The 17,631-nt window shown below is 41.9% G+C and carries 20 protein-coding genes and 1 pseudogene; 18 read left to right on the forward strand and 3 right to left on the reverse strand.

All coding sequences use genetic code 11. The features are described 5' to 3' along the window. From ACXM1Q_RS02435 to dhaS, 3 genes are all read right to left on the reverse strand, one after another. On the reverse strand, positions 1 to 155 hold a 155-nt coding region (locus ACXM1Q_RS02435; RefSeq protein WP_458515953.1), incomplete at its 3' end, for a helix-turn-helix domain-containing protein. A 58-nt stretch (positions 156 to 213) separates the two neighbouring features. After that, a complete protein-coding gene (gene dhaQ / locus ACXM1Q_RS02440) occupies positions 214 to 1,197 on the reverse strand; it encodes a DhaKLM operon coactivator DhaQ (RefSeq protein WP_458515837.1) in 984 nt (327 codons plus the stop codon). Positions 1,198 to 1,206: 9 nt separating this feature from the next. Further along, complete coding sequence (gene dhaS / locus ACXM1Q_RS02445) at positions 1,207 to 1,737, reverse strand: dihydroxyacetone kinase transcriptional activator DhaS (RefSeq protein WP_458515839.1); 531 nt, start codon at positions 1,735 to 1,737, stop codon at positions 1,207 to 1,209. Positions 1,738 to 1,873: 136 nt separating this feature from the next. On the opposite strand from dhaS, the gene dhaK reads away from it, so the two are divergent. The 18 genes and pseudogenes from dhaK to ACXM1Q_RS02535 all read left to right on the forward strand — a co-directional run bounded on the left by dhaK (position 1,874) and on the right by ACXM1Q_RS02535 (position 17,628). Then, positions 1,874 to 2,863: a dihydroxyacetone kinase subunit DhaK gene (dhaK, locus tag ACXM1Q_RS02450; protein WP_458515841.1), complete on the forward strand. Its 990-nt coding sequence runs from the start codon at positions 1,874 to 1,876 to the stop codon at positions 2,861 to 2,863. Between the two features lie 10 nt (positions 2,864 to 2,873). Then, positions 2,874 to 3,449 carry a dihydroxyacetone kinase subunit DhaL gene (dhaL, locus tag ACXM1Q_RS02455; protein WP_458515843.1) on the forward strand — a complete coding sequence of 192 codons (576 nt, stop codon included), beginning with the start codon at positions 2,874 to 2,876 and terminating at the stop codon, positions 3,447 to 3,449. Next, positions 3,449 to 3,823 carry a dihydroxyacetone kinase phosphoryl donor subunit DhaM gene (dhaM, locus tag ACXM1Q_RS02460; protein ID WP_135036098.1) on the forward strand — a complete coding sequence of 125 codons (375 nt, stop codon included), beginning with the start codon at positions 3,449 to 3,451 and terminating at the stop codon, positions 3,821 to 3,823. The genes dhaL and dhaM overlap by 1 nt, the downstream gene beginning before the upstream one ends. Before the next feature lie 278 nt (positions 3,824 to 4,101). Continuing rightward, complete coding sequence (locus tag ACXM1Q_RS02465; protein ID WP_458515846.1) at positions 4,102 to 5,145, forward strand: glycerate kinase family protein; 1,044 nt, start codon at positions 4,102 to 4,104, stop codon at positions 5,143 to 5,145. A gap of 335 nt (positions 5,146 to 5,480) precedes the next feature. Continuing rightward, complete coding sequence (locus tag ACXM1Q_RS02470) at positions 5,481 to 6,848, forward strand: cobyrinate a,c-diamide synthase (protein WP_458515848.1); 1,368 nt, start codon at positions 5,481 to 5,483, stop codon at positions 6,846 to 6,848. Then, entirely contained in the window at positions 6,835 to 7,785 is a 951-nt protein-coding gene (gene cbiB / locus ACXM1Q_RS02475; RefSeq protein WP_458515850.1) for an adenosylcobinamide-phosphate synthase CbiB, read from the forward strand. Before ACXM1Q_RS02470 ends, cbiB begins: the two co-directional genes overlap by 14 nt. Before the next feature lie 8 nt (positions 7,786 to 7,793). Then, a pseudogene (locus tag ACXM1Q_RS02480) lies at positions 7,794 to 8,402 on the forward strand (precorrin-8X methylmutase); the annotation flags it as partial. Between the two features lie 75 nt (positions 8,403 to 8,477). Next, a complete protein-coding gene (locus ACXM1Q_RS02485; RefSeq protein WP_458515955.1) occupies positions 8,478 to 9,107 on the forward strand; it encodes a precorrin-8X methylmutase in 630 nt (209 codons plus the stop codon). Between the two features lie 6 nt (positions 9,108 to 9,113). Further along, positions 9,114 to 10,241: a cobalt-precorrin-5B (C(1))-methyltransferase CbiD gene (gene cbiD / locus ACXM1Q_RS02490; RefSeq protein WP_458515957.1), complete on the forward strand. Its 1,128-nt coding sequence runs from the start codon at positions 9,114 to 9,116 to the stop codon at positions 10,239 to 10,241. Then, positions 10,232 to 10,879 carry a cobalt-precorrin-7 (C(5))-methyltransferase gene (locus ACXM1Q_RS02495; protein ID WP_458515852.1) on the forward strand — a complete coding sequence of 216 codons (648 nt, stop codon included), beginning with the start codon at positions 10,232 to 10,234 and terminating at the stop codon, positions 10,877 to 10,879. The genes cbiD and ACXM1Q_RS02495 overlap by 10 nt, the downstream gene beginning before the upstream one ends. Continuing rightward, complete coding sequence (locus ACXM1Q_RS02500) at positions 10,836 to 11,402, forward strand: decarboxylating cobalt-precorrin-6B (C(15))-methyltransferase (protein WP_458515854.1); 567 nt, start codon at positions 10,836 to 10,838, stop codon at positions 11,400 to 11,402. Before ACXM1Q_RS02495 ends, ACXM1Q_RS02500 begins: the two co-directional genes overlap by 44 nt. Continuing rightward, entirely contained in the window at positions 11,399 to 12,160 is a 762-nt protein-coding gene (locus ACXM1Q_RS02505; RefSeq protein ID WP_135036079.1) for a cobalt-precorrin-4 methyltransferase, read from the forward strand. Before ACXM1Q_RS02500 ends, ACXM1Q_RS02505 begins: the two co-directional genes overlap by 4 nt. Then, the gene (locus ACXM1Q_RS02510) at positions 12,157 to 13,212 is read left to right on the forward strand and encodes a cobalt-precorrin 5A hydrolase (RefSeq protein ID WP_458515857.1); all 1,056 of its coding nucleotides are present in this window, start codon (positions 12,157 to 12,159) and stop codon (positions 13,210 to 13,212) included. The genes ACXM1Q_RS02505 and ACXM1Q_RS02510 overlap by 4 nt, the downstream gene beginning before the upstream one ends. A gap of 14 nt (positions 13,213 to 13,226) precedes the next feature. Then, the gene (gene cobJ / locus ACXM1Q_RS02515; protein WP_135036073.1) at positions 13,227 to 13,952 is read left to right on the forward strand and encodes a precorrin-3B C(17)-methyltransferase; all 726 of its coding nucleotides are present in this window, start codon (positions 13,227 to 13,229) and stop codon (positions 13,950 to 13,952) included. Further along, complete coding sequence (gene cobK / locus ACXM1Q_RS02520) at positions 13,949 to 14,704, forward strand: precorrin-6A reductase (RefSeq protein ID WP_458515859.1); 756 nt, start codon at positions 13,949 to 13,951, stop codon at positions 14,702 to 14,704. The genes cobJ and cobK overlap by 4 nt, the downstream gene beginning before the upstream one ends. A 1-nt stretch (position 14,705) precedes the next feature. Continuing rightward, positions 14,706 to 16,148, forward strand: coding sequence for a uroporphyrinogen-III C-methyltransferase (gene cobA / locus ACXM1Q_RS02525; protein ID WP_458515861.1), 1,443 nt, complete (start codon positions 14,706 to 14,708; stop codon positions 16,146 to 16,148). Further along, entirely contained in the window at positions 16,145 to 16,927 is a 783-nt protein-coding gene (locus ACXM1Q_RS02530; RefSeq protein ID WP_458515863.1) for a sirohydrochlorin cobaltochelatase, read from the forward strand. The genes cobA and ACXM1Q_RS02530 overlap by 4 nt, the downstream gene beginning before the upstream one ends. Continuing rightward, positions 16,924 to 17,628 (forward strand): cobalt-factor II C(20)-methyltransferase, encoded by a 705-nt coding sequence (locus ACXM1Q_RS02535; protein ID WP_458515865.1) that lies wholly within the window; start codon positions 16,924 to 16,926, stop codon positions 17,626 to 17,628. Before ACXM1Q_RS02530 ends, ACXM1Q_RS02535 begins: the two co-directional genes overlap by 4 nt. Positions 17,629 to 17,631 lie beyond the last annotated feature (3 nt).

Consider the following 17,631-nt stretch of genomic DNA (forward strand, 5'->3'; position numbering starts at 1 on the left):
TTTTTACGTTCTAAGTGACCGAGTTCTCGCTCTTGCTTTTCCCAACTGTATAAAGTATTGATGCTAATATTAAATAAAGCTGCTGTTTCTTTACGTGTATGTCCCTCTTTAACATATTCAAGGACACGTTTTCTAAAATCAATTCCGTATGCCATAAAAAATAGTATATCATATACAGTTTATAATCTAAAAGAGTATAAAAATTAAGGGCTCTTACCAAGCAAAGGCAGTGGTTGGTGCTAGTAAAGCGTTTAGGTAGTCGTTTGTTGGACAGAGGGTGACGGAGATACCCGCCATATCCAAGCTGCTCATGAAGCGCCCACTTTTGATGAGGGATGGATGGATTCCCTGGATATCTAGTAGTTGGAGTAGGTCATGGGTAAAGACTCCCATTTCTAATTCACTGGTAGTTCCCAGATTATTGATGAGAAGAATATAGGAATCTCCAGTTTTCCAATGAAAATGTAGTCGAAGCTTGTTGAGAATTTCGTTGGCTAGTTGCTCTGAACTTTCAAAAGCTTCTAGTCGGTAGCCTTCTTCTCCATGGATACCAATTCCATAGGAGATATGGTTTTTTGGTATGGTAAAAGTATTTCGTGTCTTTTCAAAGAGTGTACTTGTTTTGGAGGCAAAGCCAATGGTAGCTATTTGGCTGGATAGAGTTAATCCTAAACTTTCCAACTCTTGTAAGTTTGCTCCAGCTTGTGCGGCCTGTCCCAAGATTTTATGAAGAAGAATGGTTCCGGCGAGTCCCCTACCTCTGATATGGTACTTTTGTTTATTTTCAATTGAGATGTCATCGTGGGAGAGGATGTAGGATATTTGGTGGCCTGCTTGTCGAGCTTCTTGGATGGCACTCCTGAATTCAAGAAGGTCAGCAGGGAAATTTTTAATAATCAGAAAAATTCCCTGACCTTGGTCTAGAAACCGGATAGCTTCGAGGATTTCTGCTTTTTTGGGGGGAGTGAAGAGTTGTCCGTAAAGAGCTCCCGTCAGCATTCCTTCTCCCACATATCCCATATGGGCGGGTTCATGACCGGAACCGCCACCGGATAGAATGGGGATGAGTTTAGGGTCTCTCGCCTTCAGATAAATGAGAGGTAGCTTGGGATGCTTGGCTAAGTGTGGGTGTAAGGCAAGAGTTGTCTCGATATAGGCTGGAATAGCCTGATCTGTTTGATTTTGTATAGAGGTCATAATCATCTCCTATTTCAGTCCAGTGATTTCTGCTAAGATGTAGTCTGGATGGGGTTTGGGAATTTGGCCTTGGACCACTTGTTTGATGGTTTCTGCCAAGGCTAATGCTTGATAGTTTTTGTGAAAGCTGAGAAAGGTTTGGTCTGTAACGATACTAGGATGAGTAGGGTATTCTTTGAGGATTTTTTCGACAATGAGTTGGCAATAGTCTATGAAGTAGGTATAGAAATTATTTTGACCTTGAATCTCAAAAGCTTTTTGGTAAAAGGTTTCTTCCTCTTCGAGATAGCGGAACAATTCTTGGACGAGACGTTTTCCAGAAATGAAATCTAAATTGTCTGTGATTTGTTCTTTCAAGTCATTTTGGAAAATCCAATCTAGGAGTTGATGCTTATCTAGAAAGTGATTATAAAAGGTTTGCCGACGAATGCCTGCCTGATCCATGATGATGACAATGGATATTTTCTCGAAATCGTTTTCTGCTAGTAAATTTTTAAATGCTTTTGCGATACGTTTTTTTGTAATCAGGGATGATGCCATAGGATACCTCGCTTCTTCCTATTATTATTCTAGCAAATCTCCTTTTCGAACAGGGACAATTTTAGTATTTTGTCCCTTATCTTTTTTGCATTTTAAAATTATAATAAATGAAGAAAGTAAAGGAGGCTGATAGCTGATGAAAAAAATTATCAATGATCCACGGGCAGTAGTAGAAGAGATGATTCAAGGCTTGGTAGCAATCCATCCAGAGATTTTACATCGACATGAGGATTTTCAAGTTTTAGTGAGAAACTCGGAAAAATCAGGATGTGCTGGTCTAATTTCGGGAGGCGGATCTGGTCATGAGCCTTCGCATGCTGGTTTTGTTGGTCAAGGAATGTTATCAGCTGCGGTTTGTGGTGCTGTCTTTACATCGCCAACTCCAGACCAAATTTTAGAAGCTATCAAAGCTGCTGATGAAGGAGCTGGGGTTTTTATGGTTATTAAAAACTATTCTGGGGATATTATGAATTTCGAAATAGCTCAGGAGTTAGCAGAGCTGGAAGGAATTCAGGTTGCCAGTGTGGTAGTGGATGATGATATCGCTGTCGAAAATAGTTTGTATACGCAAGGGCGCAGGGGTGTAGCAGGGACAATTTTGGTTCACAAGATTTTGGGCCATGCAGCTCGTCAAGGCCAGAGTTTGACAGCTATTAAAGAGTTAGCGGATCGTATTGTTCCTCAGATCAAAACCATTGGTCTAGCTTTATCGGGAGCAACTCTACCGGAAGTTGGCAAGCCAGGATTTGTATTAGAGGATGATGAGTTTGAATACGGGGTCGGGATTCATGGAGAACCTGGTTATCGTAAGGAGCAGTTGAAACCATCAGCGAATCTGGCTCAAGAATTGGTTGATAAGTTGTTGGAAGACTTCCAAGCAGAAGTAGGTCAAGAATTTGCCTTGTTGATTAATGGTTTAGGGTCCACTCCTTTAATGGAGCAGTATATTTTTGCTCAGGATGTTATGAAACTTTTGGAAGCTAAAGGAGTCCGTGTATCCTTCCGTAAACTAGGAAATTATATGACTTCCTTGGACATGGCGGGTCTATCGTTGACCCTTATGCGTATAGAGCAGGAAGAAGAACTAGAGGCTTTAATGAGTCCAGTAGAAACGATTGCTTGGTAAGGAGGAGACTATGCAGACGGCAGATGCAAAAAAATGGATGCTTTTGTTTAATGAAAAAATACAAGACAAACAAGCCTTACTCAGTGATCTAGATACCCCTATTGGGGACGGTGATCACGGAGGAAATATGTCTAGAGGTATGCAGTCAGTAGTTGATGAATTGGAAACCCAGGACTTTGAATCAGCGGGTGCTCTCTTTAAGATGGTTGCAATGCAATTGTTGTCAAAAGTTGGAGGAGCTTCAGGACCTCTTTATGGATCTGCCTTTCTAGGATTAAGTCAGAAAATTGATAGTGATGACCTCGGAGGAGCGTTAGAAGCTGCTTTGGCTAATATCCAAAAAAGAGGCCAAGCTCAGCTAGGGGATAAGACCATGCTTGATGTTTGGATTCCAGTCTTAACAGACCTACAAGAGAATACCTTAACAGTTCAAAAAATCACAGACTATGTAGCAGCAACTAAAGATTTACAGGCTAAAAAAGGACGAGCTTCTTATGTTGGGGAGAGATCTGTGGGCCATGTGGATCCAGGTTCCTATTCATCAGGTTTGTTATTTGAAGCGATGCTTGAGGCGGAGGTGGTTTAATGGCCAACTTAGGAATTCTACTGGTTTCACATTCAAGTAAACTTGCGAATGGTTTGGCTGAACTGATTTCTCAAGTCACTTCGGACATCCCCTTCACCTATGTTGGCGGGACTCTTGATGGAGAAATTGGAACCAGCTTTGAAACTGTTTTCGAAGCAATTGAGCAAAATCCAGCCCAAAGACTCTTAGCATTCTATGACTTGGGGTCTGCTCGGATGAACTTAGAACTTGCGGCAGAAATGACCAGCAAAGATGTGCAGATTCAGTCAGTGCCAGTTGTTGAAGGGACTTACACAGCGGCTGCTCTTTTACAAGTAGGTGCCAGCGAGGAAGAAATCCTAGAACAATTAGAGGATTTGAATATTCGAAAATAATTTAAAAGAAGCTAGGTACAACCTTCATGATGATGTTCGGCCTAGCTTCTGTTTTTTTTATGATGCTCTGGTTTATTCTAGTGTCTGCTGTCTATTTGGCTTTTAAGTTTAAGATAATTATTTATTTGACAACGGGTTAAAACCTCATCTCAACCCTACTTTTATATTAGGAAATGAAATCAAAGAAAAAGTGAGAAGGAAATTTGCTTCTTAGGTATTGAACCTAATCCCTGTCTATTTAAAAAAGCGTATAATGAGATTTGAGAGGAGGTCTGTCTATGAAATTTTTAGTAGCCATTGATTCCTTTAAAGGATCTGCAACGTCGAATCAGTTGAACCAAGCTGCCAAGGCTGGGATTTTAGAAATATTACCAGATGCAGAAGTGATGACAATTCCCATCGCGGATGGGGGAGAGGGAACCTTGGATGCTCTGGCTCAGAGGTTAGATGGCTTTTGGGTGGATGTTGAGACGGTCGATTTATTGGAACGACCGATTGTGGCTTCTTACTTCATTAGTGGTCAAACAGCGTATGTGGAGTCGGCGCGTGTTATTGGAATTGATAAAATAACGCCATCATCAGAAACGGTGGAACGTGCGACAAGTGTGGGGCTATCCGTTCTATTGCGGGATGCTTTGTCACGGGGGTGTCAGGAGTTAGTCTTGACTCTTGGTGGGAGTGGCAGTTCGGACGGAGGCCGTGGTTTACTGAATGCGTTGACGGATGAGGAGCGTAGTCATCTCAGCCAGATTCGCTTACGGGGGTTAACGGATGTCTCTAATCCCTATGCTGGCTCTCAAGGGTATGCGGTGGTCTTTGGTCCTCAAAAAGGTGCCAGTCCGGAGCAAGTAAGAGCTATGGATTTAGTGGCTCAAGCTTTTGTCAAACAGATGAAACAGGAAACGGGAATAGATCTTCAGAAGATTCCAGGAACAGGAGCAGCAGGTGGTCTTGGAGGTGCTTTGGTACTCCTAGGTGGAGAATTGGAGGCTGGTTACCCTTTTATTGCTGAAAAATTAGGCTTAGCTCAAGCGATTCAGGGAGCGGATTTGATTTTCACAGGAGAAGGCCGTTTGGATCAACAGACTTTGAACGGGAAGGTTCCGATCGGAATCGCACAAATGGCAAAAAAAGCTGGTGTCCCTGTTATCGCTTTAGGTGGAAGTGTAGAAGAAGTTCAAGGATTTGAGGAGGCTTTCCTTGCAACCTTTTCTATTCAAAAAGAAGTTGTTTCTCTACAGCAGGCTATGGAAACTGAACGCACCCTAGTAAATCTTCAATCCCTTGTTAAAAATATCATCGCTGCTCGCTATCTCTTTTAAAAAAGGCAGAAGCTAACAAATCCTGTTGGCTTTTTGTCGTTAATCCTGACTTAGTTGTTTGGGCTAAGGTGGCACCTTCTTCCGAAAACATTTTTGAAAGGGAGCTAGAATTCTTGAAGTAATGAAAGTTGGAGTGAAAGCTATTTAATGACTATTTCATCACAGTGATCGGGAATTTTAATTAATGAAAATGAATCCGTTTTCAAAATTTATTGACAAATATTATTTAATATAGTATAGTTTGATATAGAAAGCACAATGGCGTGCAGTAATTGAATGAGCAACGAAGCTACAAGAAACAGTATTTCTTGTGGCTTATTTTTTTAGGAGGGGATATGAAACAGGTTATGATAGCTGCTCCATCTAGTGGAGTTGGAAAAACGACTGTGACCCTTGGCTTACTTCAGGCTTTAAAGAATCAGGGCTACAGGGTACAACCTTATAAAGTGGGACCAGATTATATTGATAGCGCTTACCATAGTCGGATTTGTCAGAGAGTTTCTCGGAATTTAGATCAGTTTATGATTGATGATCCGACACGCCTGTCGTACCTCTATCAGAAACAATTAGATGGAGTTGACGTAGCTTTGGTTGAGGGAGTAATGGGGCTGTTTGATGGCTTGGGAACTGATAAAGATTTTGCCTCCTCGGCCAGTATTGCCAAAATCCTGAAATTACCAGTTGTATTGGTCATTGATGGGAAGGCTACCTCTACTTCAGCGGCAGCCCTTGTTCACGGTTTTTCTACGTTTGATTCTGATCTCGACTTGGTTGGTGTTATTGTGAATCGAGTTGGCTCTCAGATGCATTTTGAGTTGATAAAAGGCGCGATTGAACGTTATACGGAGATACCTGTTTTAGGGTATTTGACTAAAAATCAGGAGCTAGTCTTGCCATCTAGGCATTTGGGTCTAATTCCTGATTTGGAATTGGATGCCATCGATCAACAGTTAGCTTATTTTGGTCAAGAGATTGAAAAGACTGTAGATCTGAATCGCCTGCTTGATGTGATAGAGCGTCCATTGACGAAGGCGAGTTTTTCTCTTCCGTCAACTGAGAAGAGTGCTCTACGTATTGGTTATGCATTAGATTCAGCTTTTCATTTTTATTATGAGGATAATCTGGAATTGTTGAGGGAGAAGGGAGTTACCTTAATTCCATTTAGTCCCCTAGCAGACAAAGAGTTACCGCCTGCTGATGCTTATTATTTTGGCGGTGGTTTTCCAGAAATATTTGCAGAAGAGTTAGAAGCCAATCACTCTTTTCGTAAATCTGTTTTCCGGGCACATGTTCAAGGAATTCCGATTTATGGAGAATGTGGGGGCTTAATGTACCTTGGTAAGGATTTGGAGAAAGATGGTCGGAAGTTTGAGATGGTCGGTATCTTCGATGGAAGCAGTAGGATGACTCAAAGACTTCAGCGTTTTGGGTATTGTCAGGCTAAAACCCTAGAGAGCAGTTTATTTGGTCCAGTAGGAACCTTATTAAAAGGGCATGAGTTTCATCATTCTACTTTTGAAACGAATGAGCCAACGATGCTGAATCTGGAAAAATATCGTGATGGTCAACAGGTTGCTGCTTGGTCAGGGGGCTATCAAAAAGGTCATACTTTTGCCTCTTATCTCCACCTTCATTTTTATCAACAACCAGAAATGGTGGATTCATGGTTAGATTGGATTGGTGAGGTTCATGCTTCAAACTGATTGGCTCATTTTGGGAGCCCTTATTCTAGATTGGCTACTTGGGGATCCTTATGATTGGCCTCATCCAGTAAAATGTATGGGGAATTATATCACATGGTTTAACAGTTTGCGGCATCGGATTCCAGTATCCGGGTACATATTTGGATTTTTCCTATGGATTAGTACCGTTGGTTTGAGTGTCTTTTTGACATGGTTGATTTTAGAAATTGCTAAATCTTTATCCGTCTATGTCTTTTCAATAGTGTGGATGTACTTAGCCTATACTTGTTTGGCAACTAAAAGTCTTGCATTAGAAGCTCAAAAAGTATACAGCACGTTATTGGAAGGAACGCTGCAAGAGGCTCGTCAACAGGTTGGAATGATTGTGGGGCGGGATACATCTGAATTAACTTCTGATGAAATCGTGAAAGCGACTGTTGAAACAGTTGCAGAAAACACAAGTGACGGTGTTATTGGTCCCTTATTTTTTCTAATTCTAGGAGGTCCCATTTGGGCAATTGGATACAAGGCTGTGAATACCTTGGATTCGATGGTGGGATATAAGACCGAAAAATATCGGGAAATCGGTTTTGTATCTGCTAAAATGGATGATTTGTTAAATTTGATTCCGGCACGTTTAACCTGGATATGTATGCTACTAGGAACCTGTCTTACAAATCTTGATTGGCAATCTGCTTGGAAAATTGGTTGGCGGGATCGTTATCAGCATGCGAGTCCAAATAGTGCCTTTTCGGAAGCTGTTGTGGCGGGGGCCTTGGGAATTAAATTAGGAGGACCGCATATTTATCATGGTCAATGGGTTGAAAAGCCCAGTATTGGTGAGGATAGGCGTCCTGCTCGAGCGAAGGATATCCTTGCCTCCGTTTACTTACTTTATCTAACAGTATGTATATTTTTTATATTCTATTTGCTCCTTCGTTTTTTCTTTGATTTTTAGGAGGTTCTATGACTTATATTAAGAATCCATCGTCTATCGAAGCAAAGAGTTTTCGATTAATTCAAGAACAGATTGACCGTGACTATCCGGGTTATCAGTTTCACAATGAGATGGAGGAGTCCATTATTAAGCGGGCTATCCATACTTCTGGAGATTTCGACTATCTTTTTAATTTGGAATTCTCTTCGGATATCTTGGAGAAGTTGATGTTTATTTTTCAAAATAAAGGAAAAATCATAACGGATTCTCCCTTATCTCTAAATGGGATAAACAAAAGGGTTTTAGATCAGTTAGAGGTATCCTATGAAAATCTATTGGAGCATGAGGTTATTGGTCGAGAACTACGGAGTGATGAGGAGGAACGGTTAGTTACAAAGATTCTGTCGATCTCAGATGAGAGACCGACTCTCTTGGCTTTGGGCACAGCGTCAGGAGTTCTAGAAGTACTATTACCTCATTTAGAGAAGAAGAAAACGTCTATTGAGGCTATATTGGCTTTAACGACAGGCTACTCCAGAGCACGGATGGATAAGGAATTGTTAACTGAGAGCACCTTTCCTTGGTTAAGGAGTCGTGGGGCTAAGGGAGGCTCTACAATTGTGGTTTCAACCATTAACGCGGTGCTCTATCAACTACAGCTGGTCGAGACGCAAGATTATAAACGTTATGCGACACCGGATAAAGAATTTTCTGTGGATACAGAGGCATCTGGAGACTATAAATATCAGCAATTAAATATTGGTGCAATTGATACGGGTGCGTTGACCAAGGCAATGGATCCTAGTCATGCAGCTATTGTTTCCAGAGTTATTAGTACTTCTGCGGATCAAGATTACGCGAATAATTTGGTGTTTAGCAAACAAGTTCTTGAAGCGATTCAATCTGTTATACGTCAGGGAGGCTATCTCTTTTCGGATACAACTATGGTATTGGCTGGACTAGACACAGAAGCTTTGGATAGCTGGGGAGTACGTTATGAGTGCTTGGTCAACCGACCGGAAATATTCGAAGAGGCCAAGCAAAAAAAGATTACTCGTTCAATGGCCGCAGTAGAGCACGCAGCTAAGATTGAAGGGCCTAAAATTTTTGTTTTTGGCAATGCTCCAACCTCAATATTTAAAGTGTTAGATATGGTTGAAGAAGGTCGCCTACATCCAGAAGCTGTTATTGGAGTCCCTGTTGGGTTTGTTGGAGCAGCTGAATCAAAACAGCAACTTCATGAAAGCGAGATACCATCCATTGCCGCATTAGGAGCTAAGGGAGGAAGTGGAATCGCAGCATCCATTGTCAATGCTATTCTGGAGCAAATGAAGTTGGAATAGGTGAAACTGATGGAAGATTATGTTTATGCCAATGGGAAGAAACTGAGAAAAGGTTATACCACAGGTACCTGTGCTACAGCGGCAAGTCTTGCTGCTACTCATATGATTCTACAACAAGAGTTGCTGGAAAAAGTGGAGGTAAAAACGGCTTCTGGTGTAGATTTGGTTCTACATGTGGAAGATGCCCAATTTTCTGATAAGTGGGCTCGGGCTGCTATTCGCAAAGATGGTGGAGATGATGCAGACGCTACTCATGGATTGCTGATATACTCTGAAGTCACGCTTAGAGAGGATTGTAACCTGATACAGATTGAAGGGGGAACAGGGGTTGGTCGTGTAACCAAGCCTGGATTAGCTCTGGAAATAGGAATGGCTGCGATCAATAAGACTCCTCGTCAGCAGATAGAAAAACAAGTTCGTGAAATTTTAGGGGCAGATTTAGGGGCAGATATTCTGATTTCAGTCCCTAAAGGAGAAGAAACTGCAAGGTTAACCTATAATTCACGACTAGGTATTGAAGGTGGTATATCAATACTTGGGACGACGGGGATTGTGAATCCGATGTCGGAGGATAGTTGGAAAGCAGCTATTACCGTCGAATTAACCATGCTTTTTAAAAATGGCTCAACTTCGGTGATTTTAGTTCCGGGAAATTATGGTGAAGATTTTGCTTGTACTATTTTAGGATTTTCCAAGCACAAAATAGTAAATATGAGTAATTTTATTGGACATGTTTTAAAAGAGGCCCAGCGGATTGGATTTGAGAGAATTCTGATGATTGGTCATATTGGTAAATTTGTCAAGGTTGCCTCAGGGACTTTTTCTACTCATAGCAAGGATGCAGACGCTAGGATTGAGACACTGATTGCGAATGTAGCGTTACTAGGGGCTCCCCTAGAGCTGTTAAGAGAGATAGATAGCTGCCTGACGACAGATGCTGCCTGCCAATTGATTGAGCAATATGGATTCCAAGAAGTTTACCAAGTCTTGGTAGACAAGATTCAAGCAAAATCTATGCGTCTATTGAGGAATCGAAATCCGCAGGTCACGATAGATGTTATTTTGTTTGGCTCTGCGAATACCTATTTAGCATCTAGTCAGCCCATGGAGAAGTTAATTGAGGAATGGTTATGATACGAGTAGTAGGAATTGGTCCTGGTGATTTACATTATGGTCTATTAGGTCAAGAGGCATGGTTTCAAGAGGCAGATTTGATTTTAGGCAGTCAGCGGCACTTAGACACCCTTCCCCAAAATTTCCGACAGAAGGGACAGGTTGCTCCTAAGAAACTGGCAGATTTGAAAGCTTACCTCCATCAACAGCCAGAGGGGAGGCGGATTGTCTTTTTGGTTTCAGGGGATCCATTGGTTTATGGATTGGGAAAATGGTTGACAGAGAACTTTCCGGGGCAGGTCTTATTGGAACCTGGGATTAGTTCAATGCAGTATTTAGCTAGTCGACTCGCTTTACCGATGAACGATGCTTATTTGAGTAGCAGTCATGCTAAGCAGCCGAATTTTGATTTTCTTCTTTCACTTCCAAAAGTGTTTTTGGTAACGGATCAACAACTTGGTCCTTATCAGATTGCACAAGAAGTGGTGAAGAGAGGATTAAGAAAAACGGTGGTTATTGGTGAAAATTTAAGTTATCCGGATGAAAAAGTTAGTATTTATTCTGCAGAACAGGTGGAAGATCGACCTTATAAGATGAATGTGGTGGTGATTATAGATGAAGGATTCGCTTTTTTTACGAACAAAAGTACCGATGACTAAGGAGGAAGTTCGGGCTATTACCTTGGATAAACTAGAATTGCGGGGAGCCAAGCGATTCCTGGATGTTGGTTCTGGAACAGGTAGTGTGAGCATCCAAGCGGCTCTGGAATTTCCAGATTTAGAAGTGACGGCAATCGAAAAAAATCCTGCTGCCCTAGATATTAGTCAACAGAATTTTCAGCATTTTCAGTGTCGAAACATACAATTATTGGAGGGGTTAGCTCCGATTCCAGTAGAGGGGAATTTTGATGCGATTTTTGTTGGTGGTTCCGGGGGGAATCTTCAAGAAATAGTCAGCTGGTCTCAGGAACTTTTGCTGCCGGGAGGTCGCTTAGTCTTGAATTTTATTCTGCTTGAGAATGCTTTGGAAGCGATAGGATATCTAGAGCATCTAGATTTTGTAGAAGTGGACATGATTTCGGTTCAATCTAGTCGTTGGACAGGGTTGGGAAAGGGGCACTATTTTAAACCTCAGAACCCAACTCTGATTATATCTTGTAGAAAGAAGGAAGAAACGGAATGAGTAAGGTACATTTTGTAGGTGCAGGTCCAGGGGATGTTGAATTAATTACTCTGAAAGGTTATAAGCAACTAGCAGCAGCAGATATTGTGATTTATGCAGGCTCATTAATTAATAAGGAGCTTTTGTCCTACTGTAAGCCCGAGGCAGCTCTCTATGATAGTGCCACAATGCATTTGATGGAGATTGTGGATGTGATGGAGGAAGGAACGAAGAAAGGGCTAGATGTCGTTCGATTACAAACGGGGGATTTCTCCATTTATGGTTCGATTCGAGAACAAACGGAGGAAATGAAAAAGAGAGGGATTGCCTTTGATTGCACACCTGGAGTCTCTTCTTTCTTGGGTGCCGCCTCTAGTATTGGTACGGAATACACGGTTCCGGAGGTTTCTCAGAGCCTCATTATTACGCGAATGGCAGGGCGGACCCCTGTTCCAGAACGGGAATCCTTGAGGCGGTTTGCTGAACATCGAACGTCAATGGCGATTTTCTTATCTGTTCAAGGGATTGAAGAAGTTGTGAAGGAGTTGTTAGTAGGAGGATATCCCTCTTCAACCCCTGTAGCGGTCATTTATAAAGCAACTTGGCCAGAAGAAAAGCAAGTGTTTGGAACTCTTGAAACCATTGCTCAGGCGGTGCAAGAGGCTGGAATCCGGAAAACTGCTTTAATTTTAGTGGGTGACTTTTTGGGAGAAGAGTTTTATTATTCAAAGCTCTACCATTCTCATTTTAGTCATGAATATAGAGAGGGAATCGAATGATCCCATTAAGAGGGAAGAAGTATGCCCTGGTTGCGATTACAGAGGCCGGTTGTCAATTGGCAGAGACACTAGAGTCTGCTATTGAGTTTGGATACGGAGCAGTTTATACGAGTCCTCGCTTGGCTACGGCTCATCGTAAAAACCTTTCAGAGAAAATTACAGCTGATATCGCAGTTCTCTTTCAAGAAGTTGATTACTTAATTTGTATTATGGCAACCGGAATTGTCATTCGTTCTTTGGCAGAGGTTATTCGAGACAAGGCTGCGGATCCAGCAGTTTTAGTGTTGGATGAGAAGGGGAGACATGTGATTAGTCTACTCAGTGGCCATCTAGGAGGAGCGAATCAACTTTGTCTTCAAGTGGCACAAGAGCTGGGAGCCTGTCCGGTTATCACAACAGCAACGGATACTCAAGGGGTACAAGCCTTAGATAGCTTAGCCCAATCTGTCAATGGTTGGCGTGATGATTTAAGACCTTTGGTGAAGGAGTTTAATGCTGCTCTTGCAGCTGGTCAACCAGTTTATCTTTATCAGGAAGAAGAATGGTTGGACGATTTGCGCGGTTTGACCTTGATTGAGGAAGGACAACTGGAAGAACATCTGCAGGCTGGTGATTTTGTAATTTATCTGGGCCAGGAGCGTGAGCTTAAGTCAGCTCCCCATTTAGCACAGATTCAGCCTAAACCCTATCTGTTGGGAGTAGGAGCTCGTAAGGGTCTTGCCTATGAAGATTTTGAGGAAGGTTTCTTGCTTTTTTGTCAAAAACAAAATATAAAAAAAGGTCAAATTGCTTTGTTAGCGAGTATTGATGTTAAAAAGAATGAAAGGGCTATCATTGAATTAGCTAAGGATATGGGGATTCCTTTTGTAACCTATAGCAAAGATGAGCTGTTAGAGGTGGCTGATAAGTATCCTCAATCTGAATTTGTAAAAAAACAAGTAGGAGTTGGAAGTGTAGCGTTGGCAGCTGCGGATTTGGCGAGTCAGGGTCAAGTATTGTCGGAGCGATTTTCTTGGAAAGGGGCAACTTTTGCCCTTGCGAAGTCATTTTAGAAAAGGGGAATAAGATGTTATATATTATTGGATTGGGACCAGGGAAAAAGGAATTGTTCTCCTTAGAAGCTTTGGAAGCGATTGAAGCTTGTGATATTATTGTTGGTTATTCAACCTACATGCGTCTCATTAAGGATTTGGTTAAGGATAAAGAACATGTGGCAACCGGGATGCGGCAAGAGATTGATCGCTGTAAGAAGGCGATTGAGTTGGCGGAGGAGACTGGTAAAAATGTAGGTGTTGTATCCAGTGGGGATGCAGGAGTCTACGGCATGGCAGGTTTAATTCTAGAGTTATTGGATGAATCGAGTGATTTAGAAGTTAAGGTCATTCCAGGAATTACAGCTAGTCTCGGTGCAGCAGCTAGTCTTGGTGCTCCTCTTATGAATGATTTTTGTCATATTAGTTTGAGTGATCTCATGACACCTTGGGAAATGATTGAAAAACGTCTTCATGCTGCTGGGATGGGCGATTTTGTCGTTTGTCTTTATAATCCTCGTAGCAAGGGAAGACCGAATCATTTAGCAAGAGCTTTGGATATTTTAGGACAGTATAAATCTCAAGATACGATTGTTGGAATCGGAAAAGACATTGGACGCTCCAAAGAGAAATTGATTCTGACAACGATTGGTGAATTAGATGAGAATCAAGTGGATATGACAACAATTGTCCTAATTGGTAATAAAGAAACGTATGTTAAACAAGGTCGTATGATTACTCCTCGAGGTTATAAATTATGAAAATTCTCTTATTAGGAGGAACCTCGGATAGTTTAAGGGTACTGGACTATCTAGGGGAAAGAGGGCATTCAGTTACTACGTCAGTAGTGACAGACTATGGTAGGATTTTAGCGGAGAAACATGGACAACCAGTGATTCAGGGCCGATTGACTGCCACCCAAATGGTTGAGTATATGAGGGAGCAGTCTGTGGAACTCTTGCTGGATGTCACTCATCCATTTGCAGACTTAGTTTCAAAAGAAGCTATGAAGGCTGCGAAGCAAGCAAAGCTTCCCTATCTTCGTTTTGAGAGACCAGCGACTGAGGATTTAAGTGGATCCATTCTTGTTCGTTCTTATCAAGAGGCTATTGATTGGATAAAAGAGCAAGGGCATCAAGTGGTTTATTTAGGGACAGGCAGTAAGACGTTGGGCCTCTTTGTAGAGGGAGTTCCTAGCTGTCGCTTTATTGCTAGGGTTTTACCTACTAGTCAAGTATTAGCTCATTGTGAATCCTTGGGTCTAGTGGCGGATCAGATTGATGCCTTAAAATCTCCGCTTAGTATAGAGCTTCAACGAGCCTTGTTAGAACGCTCTCAGGCAACGGTTTTTGTGACTAAGGAAAGTGGTCAGGTAGGAGGAATCCGTGAAAAAATAGATTTATGTGCAGAATTAGGAATGGAATGTTTGATTATCGGACGTCCTGAGTTAAGCTATCCTCGAATGGTTTCAACCTTAGAGGAATTAGAGGTCTATTTGGAAGAGAGGAGTTAGTATGAGTGGCTTTGTAAGTTTATTAGGAGCTGGTCCCGGAGATGAGGAACTTATCAGTGTCAAGGGAAAAAGACGCCTAGCAGAGGCAGAGGTTTTGGTTTATGATCGCTTAGTCAATCCTATTTTTCAAACATATGTACCAGAAGATTGCCAATTGATTGATGTTGGAAAAGTGGTTGGCAAGCCCTGTATTAAACAGGAAGAGATCATCGCTATTTTGATTGAAAAAGCCCAGCAAGGTTTGAGAGTTGTTCGTTTAAAAAGTGGAGATCCCTATATTTTTGGTCGTGGGGGTGAGGAAGCTTTGGCTTTACAGGAAGCAGGTATTTCTTTTGAGGTTGTTCCGGGGATTAGTTCCGCTACAGCAGCTCTTGCTTACGCTGGAATCCCTGTGACCCACCGGAATTTAGCAAGAAGTTTTCATGTTTTTACTGCTCATTTGGAGGATCCAAACCAAGATTTAGATTGGTCTGCTATCGCACAGCTAGAGGGAAGTTTGGTGTTCTTAATGGGGATGAAACATTTGGAAAAAATTCAACTAGGCCTTCTAGAAGCTGGTTATGATCCTAATAGCTCAGCGGCGATTGTTGAGTGGGGAACTTATCCTAAGCAACGAACCTTAACAAGTACATTAGAAAATCTTCTACATGAAGCTAGAGCAGCCCAATTTCAAGCACCGTGTATTATTGTCATTGGGGCTGTTGTTGACTTTAGGGAATCACTGAACTTTTTCGAATCTGGTCCATTATTTGGGAAAAAGATTTTAATTCAGGAATCGGAAAAAGGGAGATTACCACAGCTGCTTAAGGATGCAGGTGCAAACGTAGTTACCTTTCCTGCCAGAAATCAAGCTCAGGCATGTCCAGTTGACTTACCAGATTTTGCACAACTAACAGGCTTATTAGTGGCAGATTTAGCAAGCTGGTCATTTTTCCTCCAAGCGTTACAGGAGCAGTCCGTGGATATCCGGCAGTTAGGTCAGTTGAAGATAGCAGCTGTAGGGAACCACACTGCTCAGTCTATTGAAAAAACAGGGGTTATATTGGATGCCCAGGCAGCACATCTTGATGATGAAGGTTTTCAACGTGAATTGGAAGAAATGGGAAGTGATTGGTTAGTTTTAACCTCAGATAGCAAGCTAGCTTGGGTAGAGCAAGAGTACTCTTATCCGGTGATGATCACGCATCAATTGTCGAGAGGCAGTGAGGTGGATACCAGTCAATGGGATGATGTTGATGCGGTGTGTCTTCCAAATGTTTTAGCTGTTACAAACTTTCTTGAGATCAGCCAGGAAGGTGCTATTGATTGGGGAATTACGCCAATTCTTGTTATGGGAACAGCTGGGTATAACTATCTAGAGACAGCGGAACGGATGATTGTCCATCAGACTAGAGAGAATACCTTAGCTTCTCTTATTGAACTTTGCCAGGAGGTTTTAGAATGAAATCAGCCATTATAGCGGTAAGCTTTGGAACCAGTTATCCTGAGACGAGGGAGAAGACGATTGGTGCGTGTGAGGCTCGAATCGAAGAAGCCTTTCCTGACTATAATGTGTTTAGGGCTTTTACTTCTCAAAAAGTGATTCAGATTGTAGCCAAACAAGAGGGAATTCAGATTCCGAATGTTCAGGAAATTTTATCAGAATTAGCTCATAAAGGTGTTGAGGAGGTCTATCTACAGCCTCTCCATCTGATTGCTGGAGCAGAGTATGAAAAAATGCTAGAGCAAGCTCGGAAATTTGATACCGTCTTTAAAAAATTGGAGATTGGACGTCCACTTTTAGATTCTGAAGAGGATTTTCAAACAGTTGCAGAAATTTTGCTTCATGTGTATGGTCAGGATTCCCCTAAGCAGAGGAGTCTGTTGATGGGACATGGCAGTCAACATCCTCAACACAAATCATATGATCATCTTACGGACTATCTGCCAAAAGAAATGGTTCAAATAGCCTGTGTAGAAGGTAATGAAATAGATCCCCTTATGGCTCTCGAAGAGGAGTATCGAGCCGCAGGAGTTAAGCGGATTCTATTAGCTCCTTTGATGTTGGTGGCGGGTGATCATGCTAGTCATGATTTAGCTGGAGATGGGGAAGATTCTTGGGCAAGCTTTTTTAGAAATCATGGTTATGAAGTTGACATTCTATTACAGGGCTTGGGTCAAATTCCTGAGATTCAAGATCTTTATATTAGTCATGTTCAAGATTTGCTAGGAGGAGCCGTATGACTTGTTTTTATGGAATTGGAATTGGACCCGGTGATAGTGAACTCGTTACAGTAAAGGCGAGTCAATTACTAGGCCAGTTGGATATTCTCTATACGCCACAAGGAAAAAAAGGAGCTCAGAGTCTGGCCCTAAGTATTGCTCAGCCCTATTTGTCGGAAGAGGTAGAGATTAAGGTGAGACATTTTCCGATGACTCATTCTCTTGCTAAGAAGGAAAAAGAATGGATTCAAATTGCTCACGAAATTCAGGCTGATATTCTGGCAGGAAAAGAAGTTGGTTTTATTACTCTGGGAGATCCCATGGTTTATAGCACCTACAGTTATTTATTGAACTACCTAGCTCCAGAGGTTCCGACTAAAACGATACCTGGGATTACCTCTTTTACAAGTATGGCGGCAGAACTGGGACAACCTCTTGTACTAGATGAAGAATCGTTAGCTATTATTCCCGCGACAGCAGGTACAGAAAAAATTCGCCAAGCTCTTCAGATTCATGAAAATCTCGTTATCATGAAGGTAGCACCGAGATTGGAGGAGGTCCTTCTTCTTTTAAGGGAAGAAAATCTTCTCTCCAAAGCAAGTTTAGTGAGTCATGCTTCTCGCCCAGACCAAGTAATCATTTCGAATCTAGAGGACCTGGATCCCAATGCCTCTTTGAGTTATTTTACAAGTATGATTGTGAAAAAAACTCCGTTAAATTGAAAG

The sequence above is a fragment of the Streptococcus sp. 10F2 genome, assembly GCF_054331515.2.

Coding starts and splice junctions, on each gene's coding strand:
- cbiB (WP_458515850.1), top strand. CDS start 6,835: ATGCTTCAAACTGATTGGCTCATTTTGGGAGCCCTTATTCTAGATTGG.
- ACXM1Q_RS02470 (WP_458515848.1), top strand. CDS start 5,481: ATGAAACAGGTTATGATAGCTGCTCCATCTAGTGGAGTTGGAAAAACG.
- ACXM1Q_RS02510 (WP_458515857.1), top strand. CDS start 12,157: ATGATCCCATTAAGAGGGAAGAAGTATGCCCTGGTTGCGATTACAGAG.
- ACXM1Q_RS02465 (WP_458515846.1), top strand. CDS start 4,102: ATGAAATTTTTAGTAGCCATTGATTCCTTTAAAGGATCTGCAACGTCG.
- ACXM1Q_RS02530 (WP_458515863.1), top strand. CDS start 16,145: ATGAAATCAGCCATTATAGCGGTAAGCTTTGGAACCAGTTATCCTGAG.
- dhaL (WP_458515843.1), top strand. CDS start 2,874: ATGCAGACGGCAGATGCAAAAAAATGGATGCTTTTGTTTAATGAAAAA.
- ACXM1Q_RS02505 (WP_135036079.1), top strand. CDS start 11,399: ATGAGTAAGGTACATTTTGTAGGTGCAGGTCCAGGGGATGTTGAATTA.
- ACXM1Q_RS02535 (WP_458515865.1), top strand. CDS start 16,924: ATGACTTGTTTTTATGGAATTGGAATTGGACCCGGTGATAGTGAACTC.
- ACXM1Q_RS02500 (WP_458515854.1), top strand. CDS start 10,836: ATGAAGGATTCGCTTTTTTTACGAACAAAAGTACCGATGACTAAGGAG.
- cobJ (WP_135036073.1), top strand. CDS start 13,227: ATGTTATATATTATTGGATTGGGACCAGGGAAAAAGGAATTGTTCTCC.
- cobK (WP_458515859.1), top strand. CDS start 13,949: ATGAAAATTCTCTTATTAGGAGGAACCTCGGATAGTTTAAGGGTACTG.
- dhaQ (WP_458515837.1), bottom strand. CDS start 1,197: ATGACCTCTATACAAAATCAAACAGATCAGGCTATTCCAGCCTATATC.
- dhaK (WP_458515841.1), top strand. CDS start 1,874: ATGAAAAAAATTATCAATGATCCACGGGCAGTAGTAGAAGAGATGATT.
- dhaM (WP_135036098.1), top strand. CDS start 3,449: ATGGCCAACTTAGGAATTCTACTGGTTTCACATTCAAGTAAACTTGCG.
- ACXM1Q_RS02495 (WP_458515852.1), top strand. CDS start 10,232: ATGGTTATGATACGAGTAGTAGGAATTGGTCCTGGTGATTTACATTAT.
- dhaS (WP_458515839.1), bottom strand. CDS start 1,737: ATGGCATCATCCCTGATTACAAAAAAACGTATCGCAAAAGCATTTAAA.
- cobA (WP_458515861.1), top strand. CDS start 14,706: ATGAGTGGCTTTGTAAGTTTATTAGGAGCTGGTCCCGGAGATGAGGAA.